At 66.7% G+C, this 18,114-nt stretch carries 17 protein-coding genes; 6 read left to right on the top strand and 11 right to left on the bottom strand.

Annotated elements, in window-relative coordinates; translation table 11 throughout:
* Positions 1-39: 39 nt before the first annotated feature.
* Positions 40-438: a hypothetical protein gene (locus RZR99_RS16335; protein ID WP_323120815.1), complete on the top strand. Its 399-nt coding sequence runs from the start codon at positions 40-42 to the stop codon at positions 436-438.
* A gap of 138 nt (positions 439-576) precedes the next feature.
* The gene (locus RZR99_RS16330) at positions 577-1,014 is read left to right on the top strand and encodes a cupin domain-containing protein (protein WP_323120814.1); all 438 of its coding nucleotides are present in this window, start codon (positions 577-579) and stop codon (positions 1,012-1,014) included.
* Positions 1,015-1,044: 30 nt separating this feature from the next.
* Here RZR99_RS16330 and RZR99_RS16325 read toward each other — a convergent pair whose 3' ends face one another.
* Positions 1,045-2,376, bottom strand: a complete 1,332-nt coding sequence (locus RZR99_RS16325) for a polyhydroxyalkanoate depolymerase (protein ID WP_323120813.1) — start codon at positions 2,374-2,376, stop codon at positions 1,045-1,047.
* Between the two features lie 299 nt (positions 2,377-2,675).
* On the opposite strand from RZR99_RS16325, the gene RZR99_RS16320 reads away from it, so the two are divergent.
* The gene (locus tag RZR99_RS16320) at positions 2,676-3,335 is read left to right on the top strand and encodes a glutathione S-transferase (RefSeq protein ID WP_323120812.1); all 660 of its coding nucleotides are present in this window, start codon (positions 2,676-2,678) and stop codon (positions 3,333-3,335) included.
* 193 nt (positions 3,336-3,528) lie between these two features.
* On the top strand, positions 3,529-3,981 hold the full coding sequence (locus RZR99_RS16315; protein WP_323120811.1) for a hypothetical protein: 453 nt from the start codon (positions 3,529-3,531) through the stop codon (positions 3,979-3,981).
* A gap of 80 nt (positions 3,982-4,061) precedes the next feature.
* Here RZR99_RS16315 and ppx read toward each other — a convergent pair whose 3' ends face one another.
* Positions 4,062-5,576, bottom strand: coding sequence for an exopolyphosphatase (ppx, locus tag RZR99_RS16310; protein WP_323120810.1), 1,515 nt, complete (start codon positions 5,574-5,576; stop codon positions 4,062-4,064).
* Between the two features lie 274 nt (positions 5,577-5,850).
* On the opposite strand from ppx, the gene ppk1 reads away from it, so the two are divergent.
* Positions 5,851-7,914: a polyphosphate kinase 1 gene (ppk1, locus tag RZR99_RS16305; RefSeq protein WP_323120809.1), complete on the top strand. Its 2,064-nt coding sequence runs from the start codon at positions 5,851-5,853 to the stop codon at positions 7,912-7,914.
* Positions 7,915-7,945: 31 nt separating this feature from the next.
* Here ppk1 and RZR99_RS16300 read toward each other — a convergent pair whose 3' ends face one another.
* Positions 7,946-8,545, bottom strand: a complete 600-nt coding sequence (locus RZR99_RS16300; RefSeq protein WP_323120808.1) for a TetR/AcrR family transcriptional regulator — start codon at positions 8,543-8,545, stop codon at positions 7,946-7,948.
* A gap of 101 nt (positions 8,546-8,646) precedes the next feature.
* On the opposite strand from RZR99_RS16300, the gene RZR99_RS16295 reads away from it, so the two are divergent.
* The gene (locus tag RZR99_RS16295; protein ID WP_323120807.1) at positions 8,647-9,438 is read left to right on the top strand and encodes an SDR family NAD(P)-dependent oxidoreductase; all 792 of its coding nucleotides are present in this window, start codon (positions 8,647-8,649) and stop codon (positions 9,436-9,438) included.
* A gap of 94 nt (positions 9,439-9,532) precedes the next feature.
* On the opposite strand, the gene phoR is transcribed toward RZR99_RS16295, so the two are convergent.
* The 8 genes from phoR to glmM all read right to left on the bottom strand — a co-directional run bounded on the left by phoR (position 9,533) and on the right by glmM (position 18,089).
* Positions 9,533-10,843 (bottom strand): phosphate regulon sensor histidine kinase PhoR, encoded by a 1,311-nt coding sequence (gene phoR, locus RZR99_RS16290; RefSeq protein WP_323120806.1) that lies wholly within the window; start codon positions 10,841-10,843, stop codon positions 9,533-9,535.
* Positions 10,844-10,913: 70 nt separating this feature from the next.
* Entirely contained in the window at positions 10,914-11,615 is a 702-nt protein-coding gene (gene phoB / locus RZR99_RS16285) for a phosphate regulon transcriptional regulator PhoB (RefSeq protein ID WP_017332664.1), read from the bottom strand.
* Positions 11,616-11,646: 31 nt separating this feature from the next.
* Positions 11,647-12,351, bottom strand: a complete 705-nt coding sequence (phoU, locus tag RZR99_RS16280) for a phosphate signaling complex protein PhoU (protein ID WP_323120805.1) — start codon at positions 12,349-12,351, stop codon at positions 11,647-11,649.
* 18 nt (positions 12,352-12,369) lie between these two features.
* Complete coding sequence (pstB, locus tag RZR99_RS16275) at positions 12,370-13,218, bottom strand: phosphate ABC transporter ATP-binding protein PstB (protein ID WP_323120804.1); 849 nt, start codon at positions 13,216-13,218, stop codon at positions 12,370-12,372.
* A 15-nt stretch (positions 13,219-13,233) separates the two neighbouring features.
* Positions 13,234-14,127 carry a phosphate ABC transporter permease PstA gene (gene pstA, locus RZR99_RS16270; RefSeq protein WP_323120803.1) on the bottom strand — a complete coding sequence of 298 codons (894 nt, stop codon included), beginning with the start codon at positions 14,125-14,127 and terminating at the stop codon, positions 13,234-13,236.
* Positions 14,124-15,110: a phosphate ABC transporter permease PstC gene (gene pstC / locus RZR99_RS16265; RefSeq protein WP_323120802.1), complete on the bottom strand. Its 987-nt coding sequence runs from the start codon at positions 15,108-15,110 to the stop codon at positions 14,124-14,126. The genes pstA and pstC overlap by 4 nt, the downstream gene beginning before the upstream one ends.
* A 104-nt stretch (positions 15,111-15,214) precedes the next feature.
* Positions 15,215-16,249, bottom strand: a complete 1,035-nt coding sequence (gene pstS, locus RZR99_RS16260; RefSeq protein ID WP_323120801.1) for a phosphate ABC transporter substrate-binding protein PstS — start codon at positions 16,247-16,249, stop codon at positions 15,215-15,217.
* Positions 16,250-16,730: 481 nt separating this feature from the next.
* A complete protein-coding gene (gene glmM / locus RZR99_RS16255) occupies positions 16,731-18,089 on the bottom strand; it encodes a phosphoglucosamine mutase (protein ID WP_323120800.1) in 1,359 nt (452 codons plus the stop codon).
* Positions 18,090-18,114: the final 25 nt, after the last annotated feature.

The raw sequence follows: 18,114 nt of genomic DNA, 5'->3' as shown, positions 1-18,114 counted from the left end.
GGCCCGCTCGCGCGACCCCTATTTCTTGCGAGTTACGTTATGTCCCAGACTTCCTTGTTGCGGCGCCTCCCCACGATGATCGCGCTCGCGCTTGCCGCCACGGCGGCAAGCGGTGCCCTGGCCGCGTCGATCCAGGCCGTGTCGCCCGCCGCGCCGCCCGGCGGCGGCGGCGTCGACGGTCCGTTCTTTCCGCGCGCCAAGATCGCCGCGCCCGCGTCGGCGACGACGGGCGCCGAACTGCAGCAGCAGGCCCAGGCGCGACTGGCCGCGAGCCTCGGCGCGAACAGCGTGCTGAGCGACGGCGCGGCAATCTCGAAGACGCAGGCGCAAACCAACGGCCTCGGCTACGTCGCCCAGCATTTCGAGCAGATCGATACCGCGCACACGGGCAAGGTCACGATGAAGCAGGTGCAGCAGTATCTCCAGCAACAGCAATAAGCGTCATCGATCGCCGCGTGAAGCCGTCGCCTGCCGGGCGACGGTTTTTTTTCGGCCGTGCGATGTGCCCGACCGGGCTCGCCCCTGGAACGGGAAATGCTTCGATGCGAGCGGACCCCTTGTTCGAGGAACGCCGCCATGACCCCTTCGCTCGTCACCGAATTCGCCCACGTCAAGCCGCAGGACACCGCCTTCCAGGGCGACGGCCTGCGCGACTTCTTCCTCTACCGCGACCTGGGCATCGCCGCCGCGACGCACGGCAAGGTCGTCGCGCAACTCGTGAAGGCCAACCATGCACCGCGGCAAGGCACCGGCTGGCACCGGCACGAGGCGGATTTCCACATCGTGATCATGCTGAAGGGCTGGGCGCGCTTCATGTACGGCGACCGGGAGACGCGGGTCGAAGCCGGCGACTGCGTCCATCAAGCGCCGGGCATCGTCCACTACCTGTTCGACTACTCCGAGGACATGGAGTACCTGGAAGTCGTCGGCCCCGCCGATTTCACGTCGATCGACGTGGAAGGACCGTGCGCGGTGCCCCCGGCGACGCCGTGGAGCGGCAGCGCCGCCGCGTGACGCGGGTACGCGCGGCGGCGCGAGGCCGGATCAGTGCGCCAACGCGGCGCCCGATCCGGCCATCGCATCGAGCCGCGCGCGCAGCGTCACCCAATCGCCTCCGGCCGCGCCGGATGCCGCTGAACGGCCGGCGTCGTACGGCTCGTTGTCGTGGATGGTCGCGCGCACCATCGGGTAGATCTGCGTTTCCCACTTGTGTCCGTTGAACACGCCGTAGTGGCCGACGCCCGTCTGCACGTGATGGGTTTTCATGTAAGGCCGCAGACCGCGGCACAGCTCCTGCGCGGCCAAGGTTTGCCCGACCGCGCAGATATCGTCCTTCTCGCCCTCGATCGTCAGCAGCGCGGTGCGGTGGATCGCCGCCGGCTCGATCAGCCGGCCGCCGACCGTCAGCTCGCCGCGCGGCAGCGCATAGTGCTGGAATACCTTGTCGACGGTTTCCAGATAGAACTCCGCGGTCAGATCCGTGGTCGCGAAATATTCGTCGTAGAAGCCGCGGATCGAATCGGCGCGCGCCGGATCGCCTTTCGCCCGTTCGTAGTACAGATCGGAGAACGACGTCTCGTGCCGTTTCAGGTTCATCGACATGAAGGCGCACAGCTGCACGAAACCCGGATAGACGCGGCGCTGCGCGCCGGCGAAGCCCGGCGGCACCACGCCGATCAGGTGCCGCTCGAACCACTCGAGCGGCCGGCTGTTCGCCAGGTCGTTGACTCGCGTCGGATTGATCCGGCAGTCGATCGGCCCCGCCATCAGCGTCAGGCTCGCCGGCTGCGCGGGATCGTCGTCCGCCGCCATCAGCGATACCGCCGCCAGCGCCGCGACGGTCGGCTGGCAGATCGCGACGAGATGCGCGTCCGGGCCGATATGCCGGACGAAATCCATCACGTGCCCGACATACTCGTCGAAGCCGAAGCGCCCGGCCGACAGCGGGATGTCGCGCGGGTTGTGCCAGTCGGTGATATAGACGTCGTGATCGGCCAGCATCGTGCGCACCGTGCCGCGCAGCAGCGTCGCGAAATGGCCGGACATCGGCGCGACGATCAGCACGCGCGGCTGACGCGCCGGCATCGCCTTGCGAAAGTGCAGCAGCGAACCGAACGGCGTGCCGGCCGTCACTTCCTCGACGACCGGCACCCGCTGGCCGTCGACCGTCACGGCCTCGATCCCGAACGCCGGGCGCCGATGCGACAGGCCCGCGCATTCGAACAGCTCGCACCACGCGTCCAGGGTGCGGCTCTGCGGGTCGGCCGCGAACGGCGGCCACGCCGACAGCACGGCGCGCGCGCACGACGCCCACGCGCGCGACGGCCGCATGCACTCCGACAGCCACTGATAGAGGGGATAGGCAAGCGTATTCATGGGCGTCTTGCTCCAGGCCGTCGATAGCCAATCGACAGGCAATACATATGCCAGGCGAACGCGCTGGCACGACGCTTGCGCGTGATGACCCGTCCGCGGACGCCCTACCCCGCGCCCGCGCCGCCATCGGGAACGCGCGGCGCACGCCGCCCGAGAAAGCGCGGCCGGGTGCGCGCACCCGGCGCCGCGCCGGCTCGGCATCGCGATGCACCAGCGTGAACGCGCGGCATGGTGCGCCGCACTGCGGCGGTGCGCACGGGCGCGCGCCGGACACGACGTCTGATCCGAAGGGAGCCGACATGAAACAGACTGAAGAAACCACGTTGACGATCAGTAGTCGGAATTATTCGTCCTGGTCGATGCGCGGCTGGCTGCTCGCGAAACTGAGCGGCCTGCCGTTCGAAACGGTGACGGTCCCGATCGACGCGGCCGCGCGCGCGGAGCTGCTGCTGCTCTCCCCGTCGATCCTCGTGCCCTGCCTGAGCCACGACGGCATCCAGGTCTGGGACACGCTCGCGATCGCCGAATATCTGAACGAGATCCGGCCCGACGCCCGGCTGCTGCCGTCCCGGCGGCACGAACGAGCGCACTGCCGCGCGATCTCGGGCGAAATGCACTCCGGCTTCAGCGCGTTGCGCTCCGCGCTGCCGATGAACCTGCGCGCGCACTTTCCGGCATTTCGGATCTGGTCGCGCGCGCAGCACGACATCGAGCGCATCGTGACCGTCTGGCGCGACTGCCTCGCGACCTACGGCGGTCCCTGGCTGTTCGGCGAGATCAGCATCGCCGACGCGATGTACGCGCCGGTCGTCACTCGCTTCCTGACCTATGACGTGAAGCTCGACCCCGTCATCGCCGACTACTGCATGCGGGTGCTCGCGCATCCGTTCGTCGCCGAGTGGATCGACGGCGCGAAGGCGGAAAGCGACGACATCGACGAGCTGGACATGGAGTTCTGAGCCCTGCCGCACGGCGCGGTCGCGGCGTTTTCGCTATCATCGGACCTCGACGGCTTCAGACCCTGCGGCACGCGGCCACGCGGCGCGGCATCGCCGCGGCGGGCACGCCGGCGCGACCGCGCGTCCGCCCGCGCCCCGGACGAAGCCATTCCGGGCCAACGACCATCACGCGCCGCTGCGGCGCGCTCATTGCATGCATACTTTTTTCCGCCCGGCCGCGGGACTGCTGATCGCCGCGCTGGCTTGCGCGGCCCCCGGCCTCGCGACGTCCGCGTTCGCGGCCGCCCCGGCGCTCGACGCCGCGCTCGACTGCTCGTCGACCGGCCATGCGTTCGTCGCGCCGCTGCTCGCGGACGGCGACATCAAAACCAAACCGATGCACGTCGAAGCCAATTCGATGAATGCGTTCCGCACGAACCGCTCGCTGAGCGCGTACGGCTTTCCGGTATTCGTGGTGCTCGGCTATCAGGCGAACGACCCGATCTTCGAGCACGGCGACGGCAAGCCGATCGGCGACTGGGCGTACGGCGTGGTGGTGAGGGGATCGAAAGACGCGGTCGAGGCGAAAGTCCGGCAGGCGGGCAGCCAGGCGGTCGTGAAGGACGCGTTTCCGTTCCTGACCGCGATCGTCTGCACGTCGCCGTAACGCATGGCCTTCCCCGGCGACAGGCGCCCTTGGGCGCCGCGTGTGTCCGAACCGTCTGAACGGGCAGCGGCCCGCCCTGCTCACGCGCCGGTATACACGACCCGGTACGGAATACCGACCTTCTCCCATTCCGCCGTTTCCTGGCTGAGGCTGTAGTCGGTCAACGGGTTCTGCTCGACCCAGTCGTTCGGCAGCCGCACTTCATAGCCGCCCTTCTTCATCTGCGCGACCGAGATATCGGGCAGGCCCGTATCGGTCCGGCGCCGGCACAGCAGCGCCGCGAGCCGCAGACAGAACAGCAGCGGCCACTCGACGTCGCGCGCCTGCGACAGCTTGCCGAGCTTGCCCGCATGACCGAGCACCAGCGCGGCCAGCCGAGCCTGGTCGGTGCGCGAGAAGCCGGGCATGTCGGCATTGCTCGCGATATACGCCGAATGCTTGTGATACGCGCTGTGCGAGATCGACAGGCCGATCTCATGCAGCGCCGCCGCCCAGCCGAGGAACATCCGGCTTTCCTCGCGGCGCTCGTCGTCCGGCTCCCCGAGCTGATCGTAGAAGCGCACCGACAGCGCGCCGATCCGCTCGGCCTGCGCGCGATCGACGCCGTAGCGGCGCATGAAGCCTTCGACCGTCACCGCGCGCATGTCCTCGTGCTGGGTCCGGCCGAGCAGGTCGTACAGCACGCCGAGGCGCAGCGCGCCGTCCGTCGTGTCGACATAGTCGATGCCGAGCTCCTCGAACACCGCCAGCATGATCGACAGGCCGCCCGCCAGCACGGGAATGCGATCGGGCTTCAGCGCGACGAGCTTCAGGCGATTGACGTTTTCCGCCTTGATGAGCGCGCGCTTCAGTCGCTCGAGGCCGCCGCGCGAAATGCCGTGCGTGATGCCCGAATCGTTGAATCCGTTGGCCTCGACCAGTTCCGCGAGCGCGCGCGCGGTGCCGGACGAGCCGATCGCCTGATCCCAGCCCGCTTTCTTGTAATCGCCCGAAATGATCTGGATTTCGCGTTTCGCGGCCAGCTCGGCCTGCCGCATCGTGTATTCGTCGACGTTGCCGGCCGGGAAGAAGGCCCGGCTGTGGCTCACGCAGCCGATGTAGAGGCTTTCCATCACGAGCGGCGTGTAATGCGAGCCGATGATGAATTCGGTCGACCCGCCGCCGATATCGACGACCAGCCGCTTGCCCGCATTCGCCGGCACCGAGTGCGCGGCGCCCGCGTAGATCAGGCGCGCTTCCTCGCGCCCGGCGATCACCTCGATCGGGAAGCCCAGCGCGGCCTGCGCTTCGCCCAGGAACTCCCCGGCATTCTTCGCGACGCGCAGCGTGTTGGTGGCGACGGCCCGCACGTGGTCGGGGTGGAAATCGCGCAGACGCTCGCCGAAGCGCTTGAGCGCCTCCCAGCCGCGCTCTTGCGACGCGCGGTCGAGCATCTTGTCGCCCGACAATCCGGCGGCGAGCCGGACCGATTCGCGCAGTGCGTCCACGGGATAGATCTGGCTGCCCGCGGGCGTTTCCTCGACGCGCCCGACGATCAGCCGGAAGCTGTTCGAGCCGAGATCGACGGCAGCCAGTAAATGCGGGGATGTAACCATCGAGGTGGGGCTCCGTTCTCGTCCGGCCGCGCGGCGGTGCCGCGCCGGCCTGAAAAATCAAAGGCGCCATTTTAAGCGCTGTACGCCCTTGGGTGTCACATCCGACGCGCAGGTGCGCCCCTTCATTGTATATAGCGGAAACGGAGGTGAGATTTATGGATTTCAAGCGTATTATTTGGCGATAAACATCAAATTGTCATCAAGACGTCATCGCACCGTGAGAATTTCCGAGCGTCCTTTCGAGCCTTCGCCTGACCTTCCGTATTCTCTGCCGATGTCCATCCGTTATCCGCTTCTCAATCGTGAATTGGGCATCCTGGGGTTCAACGAGCGCGTGCTCGCCCAAGCCGCCGATCCGCACATCCCGCTGCTCGAGCGCCTGCGCTTCATCTGCATCACCAGCAGCAATCTCGACGAATTCTTCGAAGTCCGGATGGCCGGGCTGCACGAGCAGATGCGCGACAACCCCGGCGCGGTCTCGCCCGACGGCATGTCGCTGCAGCACGTGTACGATCTCGTCGTCGAACGCGCGCAGCGGCTCGTGCACCGCCAGTACACGCTGCTGCACGAAACGGTGCTGCCCGCGCTCGAACACGAAGGCATCTACTTCCACGATCCCGACTCATGGAGCGACGCGCAGGTCGACTGGGCGCGCCGCTACTTCGTCGACGAGCTGCTGCCGGTGCTCACGCCGATCGGGCTCGATCCCGCGCACCCGTTCCCGCGCGTGCTCAACAAGAGCCTGAATTTCGTGGTCGAGCTGGAAGGCCGCGACGCGTTCGGCCGCCAGGCGGTGATGGGCATCGTGCAGGCGCCGCGCGCGCTGCCGCGCCTCGTGCGGATGCCGCAGGCGCTGTCCGGCTTTCAGCATGGTTTCGTGCTGCTGAGCTCGCTGATGCAGCACTTCGTCGGCGAGCTGTTCCCGAAGCTCGTCGTGAAGGGCTGCAACCAGTTTCGCATCACGCGCAACAGCGAGCTGTTCGTCGACGAGGACGAAATCACCAACCTGCGCGTCGCGCTGCAAGGCGAATTGCCCGCGCGGCATCTCGGCAACGCGGTACGGCTCGAAGTGTCGGCGGATACGCCGGCGCACCTGGTGCGCCGGCTGCTCGACGAAAGCGCGCTGAACGACAAGGATTGCTACCGCGTCAACGGCGCGGTCAATCTCGTGCGACTGATGCAACTTCCGGATCTGGTCGATCTGCCCGAGCTCAAGTTCACGCCGTTCACGCCGTCGATTCCCGCCGCGATCGCCAATGCGCCGACGATCTTCGACGCGATCGATCACGGCGACATCCTGCTGCATCATCCTTACGAAAGCTTCCAGCCCGTGCTCGAACTGCTGCAGCAGGCGGCCAGGGATCCGAGCGTCGTCGCGATCAAGCAGACGATCTACCGTACCGGCACCGACTCGCCGCTGATGGACGCGCTGATGGAGGCCGCCCGCAACGGCAAGGAAGTGACGGTCGTCGTCGAACTGCTCGCGCGCTTCGACGAGGAAACCAACATCAACTGGGCGTCGCAGCTCGAAGCGGTCGGCGCGCATGTCGTGTACGGCGTGGTCGGCCACAAGTGCCACGCGAAAATGATGCTGATCGTGCGGCGCGTGATGCGCAACGGCCGCGCGACGCTGCGCCGCTACGTGCACCTGGGTACCGGCAACTACCATCCGCGCACGGCCCGCCTGTACACCGACTTCGGGCTGATGTCGGCGGAGCCCGCGATCTGCGAGGACGTGCACCACGTCTTCCAGCAGCTGACCGGCATCGGCGGCGAACTGAAGCTGCACGAGCTGTGGCAATCGCCGTTCACGCTGCATCCCCGGATCATCGACGGCATCCGCGCCGAGATCGCCAACGCGCGCGCGGGCAAGCGGGCGCGCATCGTCGCGAAGATGAACGCGCTGCTCGAGCCCAGCGTGATCGCCGAGCTGTACGAGGCGTCGCAGGCGGGCGTCAAGGTGGACCTGATCGTGCGCGGCGTCTGCGCGTTGCAGCCCGGCGTGCCGGGCCTGTCGGAGAACATCACGGTGCGCTCGATCGTCGGGCGCTTCCTCGAACACCACCGCATCTACTACTTCCACGCCGACGGCGAGGAGCGCGTCTACCTGTCGAGCGCCGACTGGATGGACCGCAACCTGTTCCGCCGCGTCGAAGTCGCGTTCCCGATCCAGGAGCGCAAGCTGAAGCGCCGGGTGATCGCGGAAGGCCTGTCGGTGTTCCTCGGCGACAATCAATCCGCGTGGCTGATGCAGAGCGACGGCCACTACCGCCGCCGCCGCGCGGGCAAGACGGCGCGCAGCGCGCAGCTCGGGCTGATGGCGAAGTTCTGCACGTAAGCGCGCGGCGCGTCCGCCGGACGCGCCGCCGCTACGGATTCGCGGGCCACGCGCGCATCGCCGTGCGCGCCACCGCTTCCAGTTGCTCGCGCGACGCGCCGTCGCGCGCCTGAATCGACATCCCCTGCAGCACGGTCTCGAAGAAAGCCGCGAGCGGCTCCGTCGGCGTGCCGGCCGGCAACTCGCCGCTCTGCACCGCCAGCGCAAGACGATCGCGAATCAGCCGGCCGACGCGCGCGCGACAGTCGTACAGCAGCCGGTGCGCATCGCCGTCCGACGGCGCGCCGCCCGCCGCGCCCAGCACGACCAGGCAGCCATGCGGCCGCGCCTCGAGCGTCAACGCCATCGCCCCCGCCAGCAACATCCGCTCCACCCCGTCGCGCGCGCCGCCGCCGCCGCACAGCGCGTCGACGGTATGCCGCCCGTCCGTGCGCGCATAGCGTTCCACCGCCTCGCGAAACAGCGCCTCCTTGCCGCCGAACGCCGCGTACAGGCTGGGCGCGGCAACGCCCATCGCCGCCGTCAGATCGGCCATGCTCGTGCCCTCGTAGCCGTGCGCCCAGAAGAGTTCCATGGCACACGCCAATGCTGCCTCGCGATCGAAACCGCGCGGACGTCCTCGCTCCGCCATCGCATATCCCTATTTCTATAACTGTCATTACATAAATCGTTTGACGGCACCGGGCGCCGTCACGCACCATTTTATAACGATCACTACATAAAGGAACGATCATGTCGTCACCCGTGGCTTCCACCGCTGTCGTCCAACCGCCGGTTTCCGGCCGCACGCCGCTGACCGGCAAGGTCGCGCTCGTCACGGGCGCGAGCCGCGGCATCGGGGCGGCGATCGCGCGCCGCCTCGCCGCGGACGGCGCCGACGTCGTCATCACCTACGCCCGTTCGGCCGACGCCGCTCAGGCCGTGGTGCGCGATATCGAAGCGCTCGGCCGCCGCGCGCTGGCGCTGAAGGCCGATGCCGAGGATGCCCGCGCCGCCGCCCGGGCGGTCGATCAGGCTGCCGAGGCGTTCGGCCGGCTCGACATACTCGTCAACAACGCGGGACGCTGGCTCTTCAAGCCGCTCGCGGAGGCCACGCTCGACGACTTCGACCAGTTAGTCGCCGTCAACGTGCGCGCCGTGTTCGCGGCAACCCAGGCAGCGTCGCGCCATCTGCGCGCGGGCGGCCGGGTCATCACGATCGGCAGCTGTCTCGCGGAGCGGGTCGACAACGGCTCGGCCGCCCTCTATGCGCTCACGAAAGCCGCGCTGATCGGCCTGAACAAAGGCCTCGCGCGCGAATTCGGACCGCGCGGCATCACCGCGAACCTCGTCCATCCCGGCCCGATCGACACCGACATGAACCCCGCGGCCGGCCCGCATGCGGACTACCAGCGCGGCCGGCTCGCGCTCGGTCACTACGGCGCGCCGGCCGACATCGCGGGCGCGGTCGCCTATCTCGCGAGCGAGGAAAGCCGCTTCGTCACGGGCGCGTCGATCTCGATCGACGGCGGCGCGAACATCTGAGCCCCGCCGGGCGGCGCACGTCGATGCGAAAGGCGCGTCGATAAAAAAAGGGGCGGCTCGGGCCGCCCCTTTTTGCTTTACCTTGCGCCGCGCGCTACGCGGCCTGCCTGCGCACGATGGTCCGATGCGCGGGAAACCGGGCGGTGAAGGTGCTGCCGCGCCCTTCCTCGCTCTGGATCAGCAACTGCGCGTCGTGCCGCTGCAGCACGTGCTTCGCGATCGCCAGCCCGAGCCCCGTGCCGCCCGTATCGCGCGACCGGCTGCGGTCGACCCGATAGAAGCGCTCGGTCAGGCGCGGCAGGTCCGCCGCCGGAATGCCGAGCCCGCTGTCGACGACGGAGAACAGCGCCTGCCCTCCGTCGCGCCGCCACGCGACCTGGATCCGGCCACCTTCGGGCGTATAGCGCACCGCATTGGTCACCAGGTTGCCGAGCGCGCTGAAGATCTCGGTCTGCGCGCCCGTCACCGCGAGCGTCTCGTCGATCTCGAAGCTGATCTGGTGATGTCCGTTCGACAGCGTGTTCGCGTCTTCCTGCAGATGGTTCAGCACGCCCAGCATGTCGACCGCGCGATCGGCCGGCGGCTTGCTCTCGCCTTCGAGCTTCGCCAGTACCAGCAGGTCGGTGACGATCGAGCGCATCCGCGACGCCTGCTGCTCCATCAGCTCGAGATAGCGCGAACGCTCGTCCTCGGACAGCGGCAGCTCGCGCATCGTTTCCAGGAAGCCCGACAGCACCGTCAGCGGCGTCTTCAGCTCGTGCGACACGTTCGCGACGAAGTCGCGCCGCATCGCATCGGTGCGTTCGATCTCGGTGATGTCCTGCGTCAGCAGCAGCTTGCGGTTGTCGCCGTAGGGAAACACCTGCACCGCCAGCACGTTCTGCCGCGCGCCGCCCATTCCGCGCATCACGAGCATCTCGTCGTAATGCTGCGCGCTCAGGTAGCGCACGAAATCGGGATGCCGCACCAGGTGCGTGATGTGCTGGCGCAGGTCGCGCTTCGCATCGAGCCCGAAGTGCACCTCGGCGATCGCGTTGCACCACTCGATCTGATCGCGGTCGTCGAGCATCGCGACGCCGTTCGGCGACGCCTGGATGGCCTGAATGAAGCGCGAATGCTGCTGCTCGACCTGGCGCACCTGCGCGTGCCACTGCTTCGCGAGCTTGTGCAGCCGGTAATAGATTTCGCCCCAGATGCCGGGTGCGCTGGGCACTTCGCCGTACACGGGCGCATCGAGCAGGCGCCACAGGCGCTGCGTGTGAAACGTGCTGAAGAAACTCTGTGCGACGAGCATCACGAGTGCGAAGACAAGCGCGGTGCGAACGCCGATGAAGACGCCGACGATCGCGCTCAGCAGCGCGAGCAGCACGAGCGACACCAGAAAGCGCGCCCAGATGATGTTCATGGTTCGGCGCTCAACAAAGAAGAGAACAGTCGGGATCGTACGGCGCGCACCCCCTCGCGCCGCGTGGCCGTCAGGCGTGCTTGGCGAGCCGGTAGCCGCTGCCGCGCACGGTTTCGATCATAGCATCGCAGCCCGCCGGCTTGAGCGCCGCGCGCAGGCGCTTGATGTGCACGTCGACGGTGCGCTCCTCCACGAACACATGATCGCCCCACACCTGATCCAGCAGTTGCGTGCGGCTGTGCACGCGCTCCGGATGGGTCATGAAGAAATGCAGCAGGCGGAACTCCGTCGGACCGAGATCGAGCTTGATCTCGCTGCCTTCGGCATGCGCCGCGACACGATGCGTCGCCGGATCCAGACGCAGGCCGTTGATCGACACGACGTCCTCGGTCAGTTGCGGCGCGCGGCGGCGCAGCACCGCCTTGATGCGCGCCATCAGCTCCTTCGGCGAGAACGGCTTCGTGACGTAGTCGTCCGCGCCGATCTCGAGCCCGAGCACCTTGTCCTGCTCGTCGCCGCGGGCGGTGAGCATGATGATCGGGATGTGCTTGGTGCGCTCGTTGTTGCGCAGGTCGCGGGCAAACGCGATGCCGGACTTGCCCGGCAGCATCCAGTCGAGCAGCACCAGATCCGGCAGCACGTCGCTGATCAGGTTCTGCGCCTGTTCGGCGTTGTACGCGCGAATCGGGCAATGTCCCGCGTGCTGAAGATTCACCGAAATCAATTCGGAAATCGCGGGCTCATCTTCAATGACGAGAATATTGCTGGGCATCGGCACCTCTGTCCGTCCTTAACGTGACGTGTTAACTATTGGCTTCGCGGTCGAGCAGGTCGCGCGGCTGGTGCCGCACGTCGGTGCCCTTCACGATATAGATGATGAATTCGGCGATGTTCTTCGCGTGGTCGCCGATCCGCTCGATCGCCTTCGCGATGAACAGGTAGTCGAGGCCGACCGAGATCGTGCGCGGATCTTCCTGCATGTAAGACACGAGCTTGCGCACGAACGCGCGGAATTCCTGGTCGATCTCCTTGTCGTCCTTGACGATCTGCGCGGCCGCGACCGTGTCGAGACGCGCGAACGCGTCGAGCGCGCGGCGCAGGATCGTCACCGCCATCTCGCCCGAGATCTTGATCTCGGCGATGTTGACCGCGCGCGCGGCCGGCTCGTCGACCAGACGGCGCACGCGCTTCGCGATCTTCTCCGCCTCGTCGCCGGCGCGCTCGAGGTTCGTGATCGTCTTCGAGATCGACATCAGCAGGCGCAGGTCGCGCGCGGCCGGCTGGCGGCGCGCGATGATGTTGCCGCACTCCTCGTCGATCTCGACTTCCATGTGGTTCAGGCGCTCTTCCGCCACGATCACGCGCTCGGCCGCGTTGCGGTCGAACTCGTTGAGCGCATGCATCGCTTCCGTGATCTGCGATTCGACCAGGCCGCCCATTTCCAATACCTTCGACGACACCGCATTCAGATCGGCGTCGAACTGGCTCGACAGATGTTTATCCGACATATCGTATTCTCTCCGTCATCAACCGAAGCGGCCGGTGATGTAGTCCTCGGTTTCCTTGCGCACCGGCTTGATGAAGATCTTTTCGGTCTCGCCGAATTCGATCAGGTCGCCCAGGTACATGTACGCCGTGTAATCCGAGCAGCGTGCCGCCTGCTGCATGTTGTGCGTGACGATGACGACCGTGTAGTCGCTCTTCAGCTCCGCGATCAGCTCTTCGATGCGGCCGGTCGAGATCGGATCGAGCGCCGAGCACGGCTCGTCGAGCAACAGCACTTCCGGGCGGATCGCGATGCCGCGCGCGATGCACAGACGCTGCTGCTGGCCGCCCGACAGACCGTAGCCGCTCTGGCTGAGCTTGTCCTTCACTTCGTTCCACAGCGCGGCCTTGGTCAGCGCCCATTCGACGCGGTCGTCCATTTCCGAGCGGGTCAGCTTCTCGAACATCTTCACGCCGAACGCGATGTTGTCGTAGATCGACATCGGGAACGGCGTCGGCTTCTGGAACACCATGCCGATCCGCGCGCGCAGCAGCGAGATGTCGCGCTTCGAGTCGAGCAGGTTCTCGCCGTCCATCAGGATCTGGCCTTCCGCGCGCTGCTCCGGATAGAGCGCGTACATCTTGTTGAAGGTGCGCAGGAGCGTCGACTTGCCGCAGCCCGACGGGCCGATGAACGCCGTCACCTTGCCTTCCGGGATGCGCATGTTGATGTTCTTCAGCGCATGGAACTTGTTGTAGAAGAAGTTCAGGTTGTTGACTTCGATCTTCGCGTTCAGCGGGGCGAGCGGCGTCTGGCCGGGCTCCGCGTGGCTGCCTGCGGGCGCCGCGGCGCGATCGACGGGGTTGAGGTGGCTCTCTGCCATATTCATCGGATTACTCCGCCGTTACTTTTTCGAAAAGATCGAGCGCGCGAGGATGTTGAGTCCCAGCACCCCGAGCGTAATCAGGAACACGCCCGCCCACGCGAGCGACTGCCACTCCGCGAACGGACTCATCGCGAACTTGTAGATCGTCACCGGCAGGTTGGCGATCGGCTGGCTCATGTCGAGCGAGAAGAACTGATTCGACAGCGCGGTGAACAGCAGCGGCGCCGTTTCGCCCGAGATCCGCGCGACCGCCAGCAGCACGCCCGTCACGATCCCGCCGACCGACGCGCGCAGCGTGATCGCCATCACCATCCGCCACTTCGGCGTGCCGAGCGCGAATGCCGCTTCGCGCAGCGCGTTCGGCACCAGCTTCAGCATGTTCTCGGTCGTGCGGATCACGATCGGCACCTGCAGCAGCGCCAGCGCGATCACGCCGGCCCAGCCGCTGAAGCGGCCCGACTTCGCGACCACGAGCGCGTACACGAACAGGCCGACGACGATCGACGGCGCCGACAGCAGGATGTCGTTGATGAAGCGCATCAGGCTCGCGAGCCAGTTCTTCTGACCGTATTCGGCCAGGTAGACGCCGGCGAGAATGCCGATCGGCGTGCCGACGAAGGTCGCGAAACCGACCAGCATCAGGCTGCCGACGATCGCGTTCGCCAAACCGCCGCCCGCGGTGTTCGGCGCGGGCGTCGACTCCGTGAACAGCGTCAGCGACAGGCCGCCGATGCCGAGATGCAGCGTCGTATAGAGAATCCAGACCAGCCAGATGAGGCCGAAGATCATCGCCCCGAGCGACGCGGTGAGCGCGACCACATTGGTCGCCTTGCGGCGGCGCTGCAGGCGTTCGCGCATCGCGTCGAGCGCGGCGCCGCCCGGTCCGGGCAGATTCAGAATGGGCTCGCTCATTTCTTGCCCTCTCCTTTTTCAAGTCGCATCAGCATCAGCTTGGAGATGGCGAGCACGATGAAGGTGATCACGAACAGGATCAGGCCGAGTTCCATCAGCGCGGACGTATGCAGGCCCGGCGACGCTTCGGCGAATTCGTTCGCGAGCGCCGACGTGATGCTGTTGCCCGGCGAGTACAGCGAGATGTTGTCGAGCAGGTTGGTGTTGCCGATCACGAAGGTCACGGCCATCGTTTCGCCGAGCGCGCGGCCGAGGCCGAGCATCACGCCGCCGATCACGCCGGTCTTGGTAAAGGGCAGCACGATCTTCCACATCACTTCCCACGTCGTGCAGCCGATCCCGTACGCCGATTCCTTCAGCAGTACCGGCGTGACTTCGAACACGTCGCGCATCACCGAGGCGATGTACGGGATGATCATGATCGCGAGAATCACGCCCGCGCTCAGGATACCGATGCCGATCGGCGGGCCCTGGAACAGCGCGCCGATGAACGGCAGCGGCCCGAGCAACTGGCCGACCGGCTTCTGGAAATATTCCGCGAAGATCGGCGCGAACACGAGCAGGCCCCACATGCCGTAGACGATCGACGGGATCGCGGCGAGCAGTTCGATGGCGATGCCGAGCGGACGGCGCAGCCACACGGGCGCCAGTTCGGTGAGGAACAGCGCGATGCCGAAGCTGACCGGCACCGCGATGATGAGGGCGATCACCGACGTGATGATCGTGCCGTAGATCGGCACCAGCGCCCCGTAGATATCGGAATTCGGATCCCATTCGGACTGCCACAGGAAGCCGAGACCAAATTTCTCGATGGTCGGCATCGACGCGACGATCAGCGACACGATGATGCCGCCGAGCACGAGCAAGGTCACGATTGCCGCGAGACGCGTGAGACCGCCGAAGATGAGATCGCCGAGTCGGCCGGGCGCGCGCTGCGACGCCTGGCTGGCCGATCGGTTCGACGCGAGAGGGATGTCAGACATGGGAGCCTGTTATTCAGTGGCAGGGGCGACTTGAGCCGCCCTGCCGGTACCGCACACGCCGCCCGGCCTTGCCGGGCGGCGAACCGCTACAACTTGGAAGCTGCTTACTCGGTGGCGACCGACTTGCCGGCAGCGTCCGTCACCTTGACCTTCCACTGCTTGCGGATTTCCGTCTCGACCGCCGGCGGCAGCGAGATGTAGTCCAGTTCGTCCGCGGCCTTCGAACCGTTCTTGAAGGCCCAGTCGAAGAACTTCAGCGTTTCCGTGCCCTGCGCCGGCTTGTCCTGCTTCGCGTGCACGAGCACGAACGTCGCGCCCACGACCGGCCATGCGTCCTTGCCCGGCTGGTTCGTGAGGATCTGGTAGAACGACTTCGACCAGTTCGCGCCGGCTGCCGCCGCCTTGAAGGTTTCCGTCTTCGGTTCGACGACGTTGCCCGTCGAGTTCTTCAGGTCCGTGTAGACCATGTTGTTCTTCTTCGCGTACGCCCATTCGACGTAGCCGATCGCGCCCGGCAGACGCTGCACGAAGGCCGCGACGCCGTCGTTGCCCTTGCCGCCCGTGCCCGTCGGCCAGTTGACGGTCGTGCCTTCGCCGATCTTCGACTTCCACTCGTCGTTGACCTTCGACAGGTAGTTCGTCCAGATGAAGCTGGTGCCCGAACCATCGGCGCGGCGGACCACGGCGATGTCGGTATCCGGCAGCTTGACCTTCGGGTTCAGCGCGGCGATCGCCGGGTCGTTCCACTTCTTGATCTTGCCGAGGTAGATGTCGCCGAGCACCGGGCCCGACAGCGTCACTTCACCGGCCTTCACGCCCGGCACGTTGATGACCGGCACCACGCCGCCCACCACCGTCGGGAACTGGAACAGGCCTTCCTTCGCCAGTTCGTCATCCTTCAGCGGAGCGTCCGAGCCCGCGAAATCGACCGTCTTCGCGATGATCTGCTTCAGGCCGCCCGACGAACCGATGCCCTGGTAGTTGATCTTGGCGCCGCCCGACTGCTGATAGTCGGCTGCCCATTTCGTATAGATCGGCATCGCAAAGGTACTGCCCGCGCCGGTGATGTCGGCAGCGTGCGCGGCGACCGCGAAAAGCGCGCCAGCCAGGCCGGCAAACGCGGTTTGCATCAATTTCATGAGACCTCCAGTGTGTGAGCGGATGACTACGGCACCGCGAAGATTAGGGGCTGCTCATGACAGTACCGTGACAATCGATGAAACTGGCGTGACAGTAACATGACTGTTTGAAAGGCGGCAACGAAGGGGGAAGGCCCGCGGCGGGCGGGGGCGCCGAGCGCTTGTAGAGCGTAGGCGAAAAGTCACGCAATGGAAAAGATTCGCGTGGCTCGGAGAGGGATGGACGGCACAGCATGGCAGCGGCAAAGCCGCGCATCGGTGCGCTCGGCCGCCATTCTAATGGAGAACGCAGCCGTGGAAACGCAGCGCGATGTAAAAGCAGCGGGATGGAATCGGGGGTGGATCGCCGGCTGCCGGGCGGCGAACGCGCAGGGAAAGCCGATGCCGGCGGGATGGAGCCGCATGCGGTTGCAGCTGGAGCGAGTCGCAAGCCCGCCGAGCGACGGAGCAGCCGGCGCGAAGCCGGCTGCCGCTCTTTGCATCAGGTCGTCGCGCGCTTCACAGCATCGGCGATCGCCTCGGCGTGGCGCGTCGCATCCGCCGCGTCCTCGGCCTCGACCATCACCCGCAGCACCGGCTCGGTGCCCGACGCACGGATCAGCACCCGCCCGCTGCCCGCCAGCGCTTGTTCGGCGGACGCGATCGCATCGCGGATCGCCGTGCTGCTCTTCCAGTCCGCATCCGGCTTCATCCGGACATTGATGAGCTTCTGCGGAAACAGCGTGACGCCCTTCAACATCCTCGCGAGCGTCTGCCCGCTGCGCTTGAGCGCCGCCAGCACGAGCAGCGCCGACACAATGCCGTCACCCGTCGAATGGCGGTCGAGCGACAGGATATGCCCCGACCCTTCCGCGCCGAGCTGCCAGCCCCGCTCGCGCAGCTGCTCGAGCACATAGCGGTCGCCGACCGCCGCGCGCACGAACTGCACGCCGGCCTGCTTCAGCGCAACCTCGACGGCGAGATTCGTCATCAACGTTCCCACCGCCCCTTCGACTTGGCCGTTAGTTGCGATCCGATCCTTGACCAATATGTAGAGCAGTTCGTCGCCGTTATAGAGCCGGCCCGCGCTGTCGACCACCTGCAACCGGTCGGCGTCGCCGTCGAGCGCGATGCCCAGATCGGCATGGTTCGCGCGCACCGCGCGCACCAGCGCATCGGGCGCGGTCGCCCCCACCGCGTCGTTGATATTGAAGCCGTTCGGCGCAACGCCGATCGGGATCACGTCGGCACCCAGTTCGTGAAATACGTGCGGCGCGATCTGGTACGCGGCGCCGTTCGCGCAGTCGATCACGAGTTTCATCCCCCGCAGATCGAACGCGGCCGGGAAGGTGCTTTTGCAGAATTCGATGTAGCGGCCCGCTGCGTCGTCGAGCCGGCGCGCTTTGCCGAGGCCGTCCGACGGCGCGCATTCGAGCGGTTTGTCGAGCCACGCCTCGATATCGGCTTCGGTCTCGTCCGGCAGCTTGTTGCCGTCGCCCGAGAAAAACTTGATGCCGTTGTCGTGATACGGATTGTGCGACGCGCTGATCACCACGCCGGCCGACAGGCGCAGCGCGCGGGTCAGATAGGCGACGCCCGGCGTCGGCATCGGGCCGGCCAGCATCACGTCGACGCCGGCCGCCGAGAACCCGGCTTCGAGCGCGGCTTCGAGCATGTAGCCCGAAACGCGCGTGTCCTTGCCGATCAGCACCGTCGGGCGCGCGCCCCCCGCCGCCCGCCCGGACGCATTCGCGAGCACCTTGCCGGCGGCATAACCGAGCCGCAGGACGAAATCGGGCGTGATCGGCGCCGCGCCGACCGTGCCGCGAATGCCGTCCGTACCGAAAAAACGACGTCCCATAGGGAATGATCCTCCTTGTTTCGAC

Origin of the sequence: Burkholderia alba, assembly GCF_034721475.1 — a bacterium.
Taxonomy (GTDB): Bacteria; Pseudomonadota; Gammaproteobacteria; order Burkholderiales; family Burkholderiaceae; genus Burkholderia; species Burkholderia alba.
The sequence above is the reverse complement of the archived record's forward strand: the minus strand, read 5'-3'. Positions and strand labels throughout refer to the sequence as shown.

Bases quoted from the DNA above. Each gene is read 5' to 3' on its own strand.
- pstS (WP_323120801.1), bottom strand. From the start codon at position 16,249: ATGAAATTGATGCAAACCGCGTTTGCCGGCCTGGCTGGCGCGCTTTTC.
- RZR99_RS16325 (WP_323120813.1), bottom strand. From the start codon at position 2,376: ATGAATACGCTTGCCTATCCCCTCTATCAGTGGCTGTCGGAGTGCATG.
- phoB (WP_017332664.1), bottom strand. From the start codon at position 11,615: ATGCCCAGCAATATTCTCGTCATTGAAGATGAGCCCGCGATTTCCGAA.
- pstB (WP_323120804.1), bottom strand. From the start codon at position 13,218: ATGAATATGGCAGAGAGCCACCTCAACCCCGTCGATCGCGCCGCGGCG.
- ppk1 (WP_323120809.1), top strand. From the start codon at position 5,851: ATGTCCATCCGTTATCCGCTTCTCAATCGTGAATTGGGCATCCTGGGG.
- pstA (WP_323120803.1), bottom strand. From the start codon at position 14,127: ATGAGCGAGCCCATTCTGAATCTGCCCGGACCGGGCGGCGCCGCGCTC.
- glmM (WP_323120800.1), bottom strand. From the start codon at position 18,089: ATGGGACGTCGTTTTTTCGGTACGGACGGCATTCGCGGCACGGTCGGC.
- RZR99_RS16300 (WP_323120808.1), bottom strand. From the start codon at position 8,545: ATGGCGGAGCGAGGACGTCCGCGCGGTTTCGATCGCGAGGCAGCATTG.
- phoU (WP_323120805.1), bottom strand. From the start codon at position 12,351: ATGTCGGATAAACATCTGTCGAGCCAGTTCGACGCCGATCTGAATGCG.
- RZR99_RS16295 (WP_323120807.1), top strand. From the start codon at position 8,647: ATGTCGTCACCCGTGGCTTCCACCGCTGTCGTCCAACCGCCGGTTTCC.
- ppx (WP_323120810.1), bottom strand. From the start codon at position 5,576: ATGGTTACATCCCCGCATTTACTGGCTGCCGTCGATCTCGGCTCGAAC.
- pstC (WP_323120802.1), bottom strand. From the start codon at position 15,110: ATGTCTGACATCCCTCTCGCGTCGAACCGATCGGCCAGCCAGGCGTCG.
- RZR99_RS16330 (WP_323120814.1), top strand. From the start codon at position 577: ATGACCCCTTCGCTCGTCACCGAATTCGCCCACGTCAAGCCGCAGGAC.
- phoR (WP_323120806.1), bottom strand. From the start codon at position 10,843: ATGAACATCATCTGGGCGCGCTTTCTGGTGTCGCTCGTGCTGCTCGCG.
- RZR99_RS16335 (WP_323120815.1), top strand. From the start codon at position 40: ATGTCCCAGACTTCCTTGTTGCGGCGCCTCCCCACGATGATCGCGCTC.
- RZR99_RS16320 (WP_323120812.1), top strand. From the start codon at position 2,676: ATGAAACAGACTGAAGAAACCACGTTGACGATCAGTAGTCGGAATTAT.
- RZR99_RS16315 (WP_323120811.1), top strand. From the start codon at position 3,529: ATGCATACTTTTTTCCGCCCGGCCGCGGGACTGCTGATCGCCGCGCTG.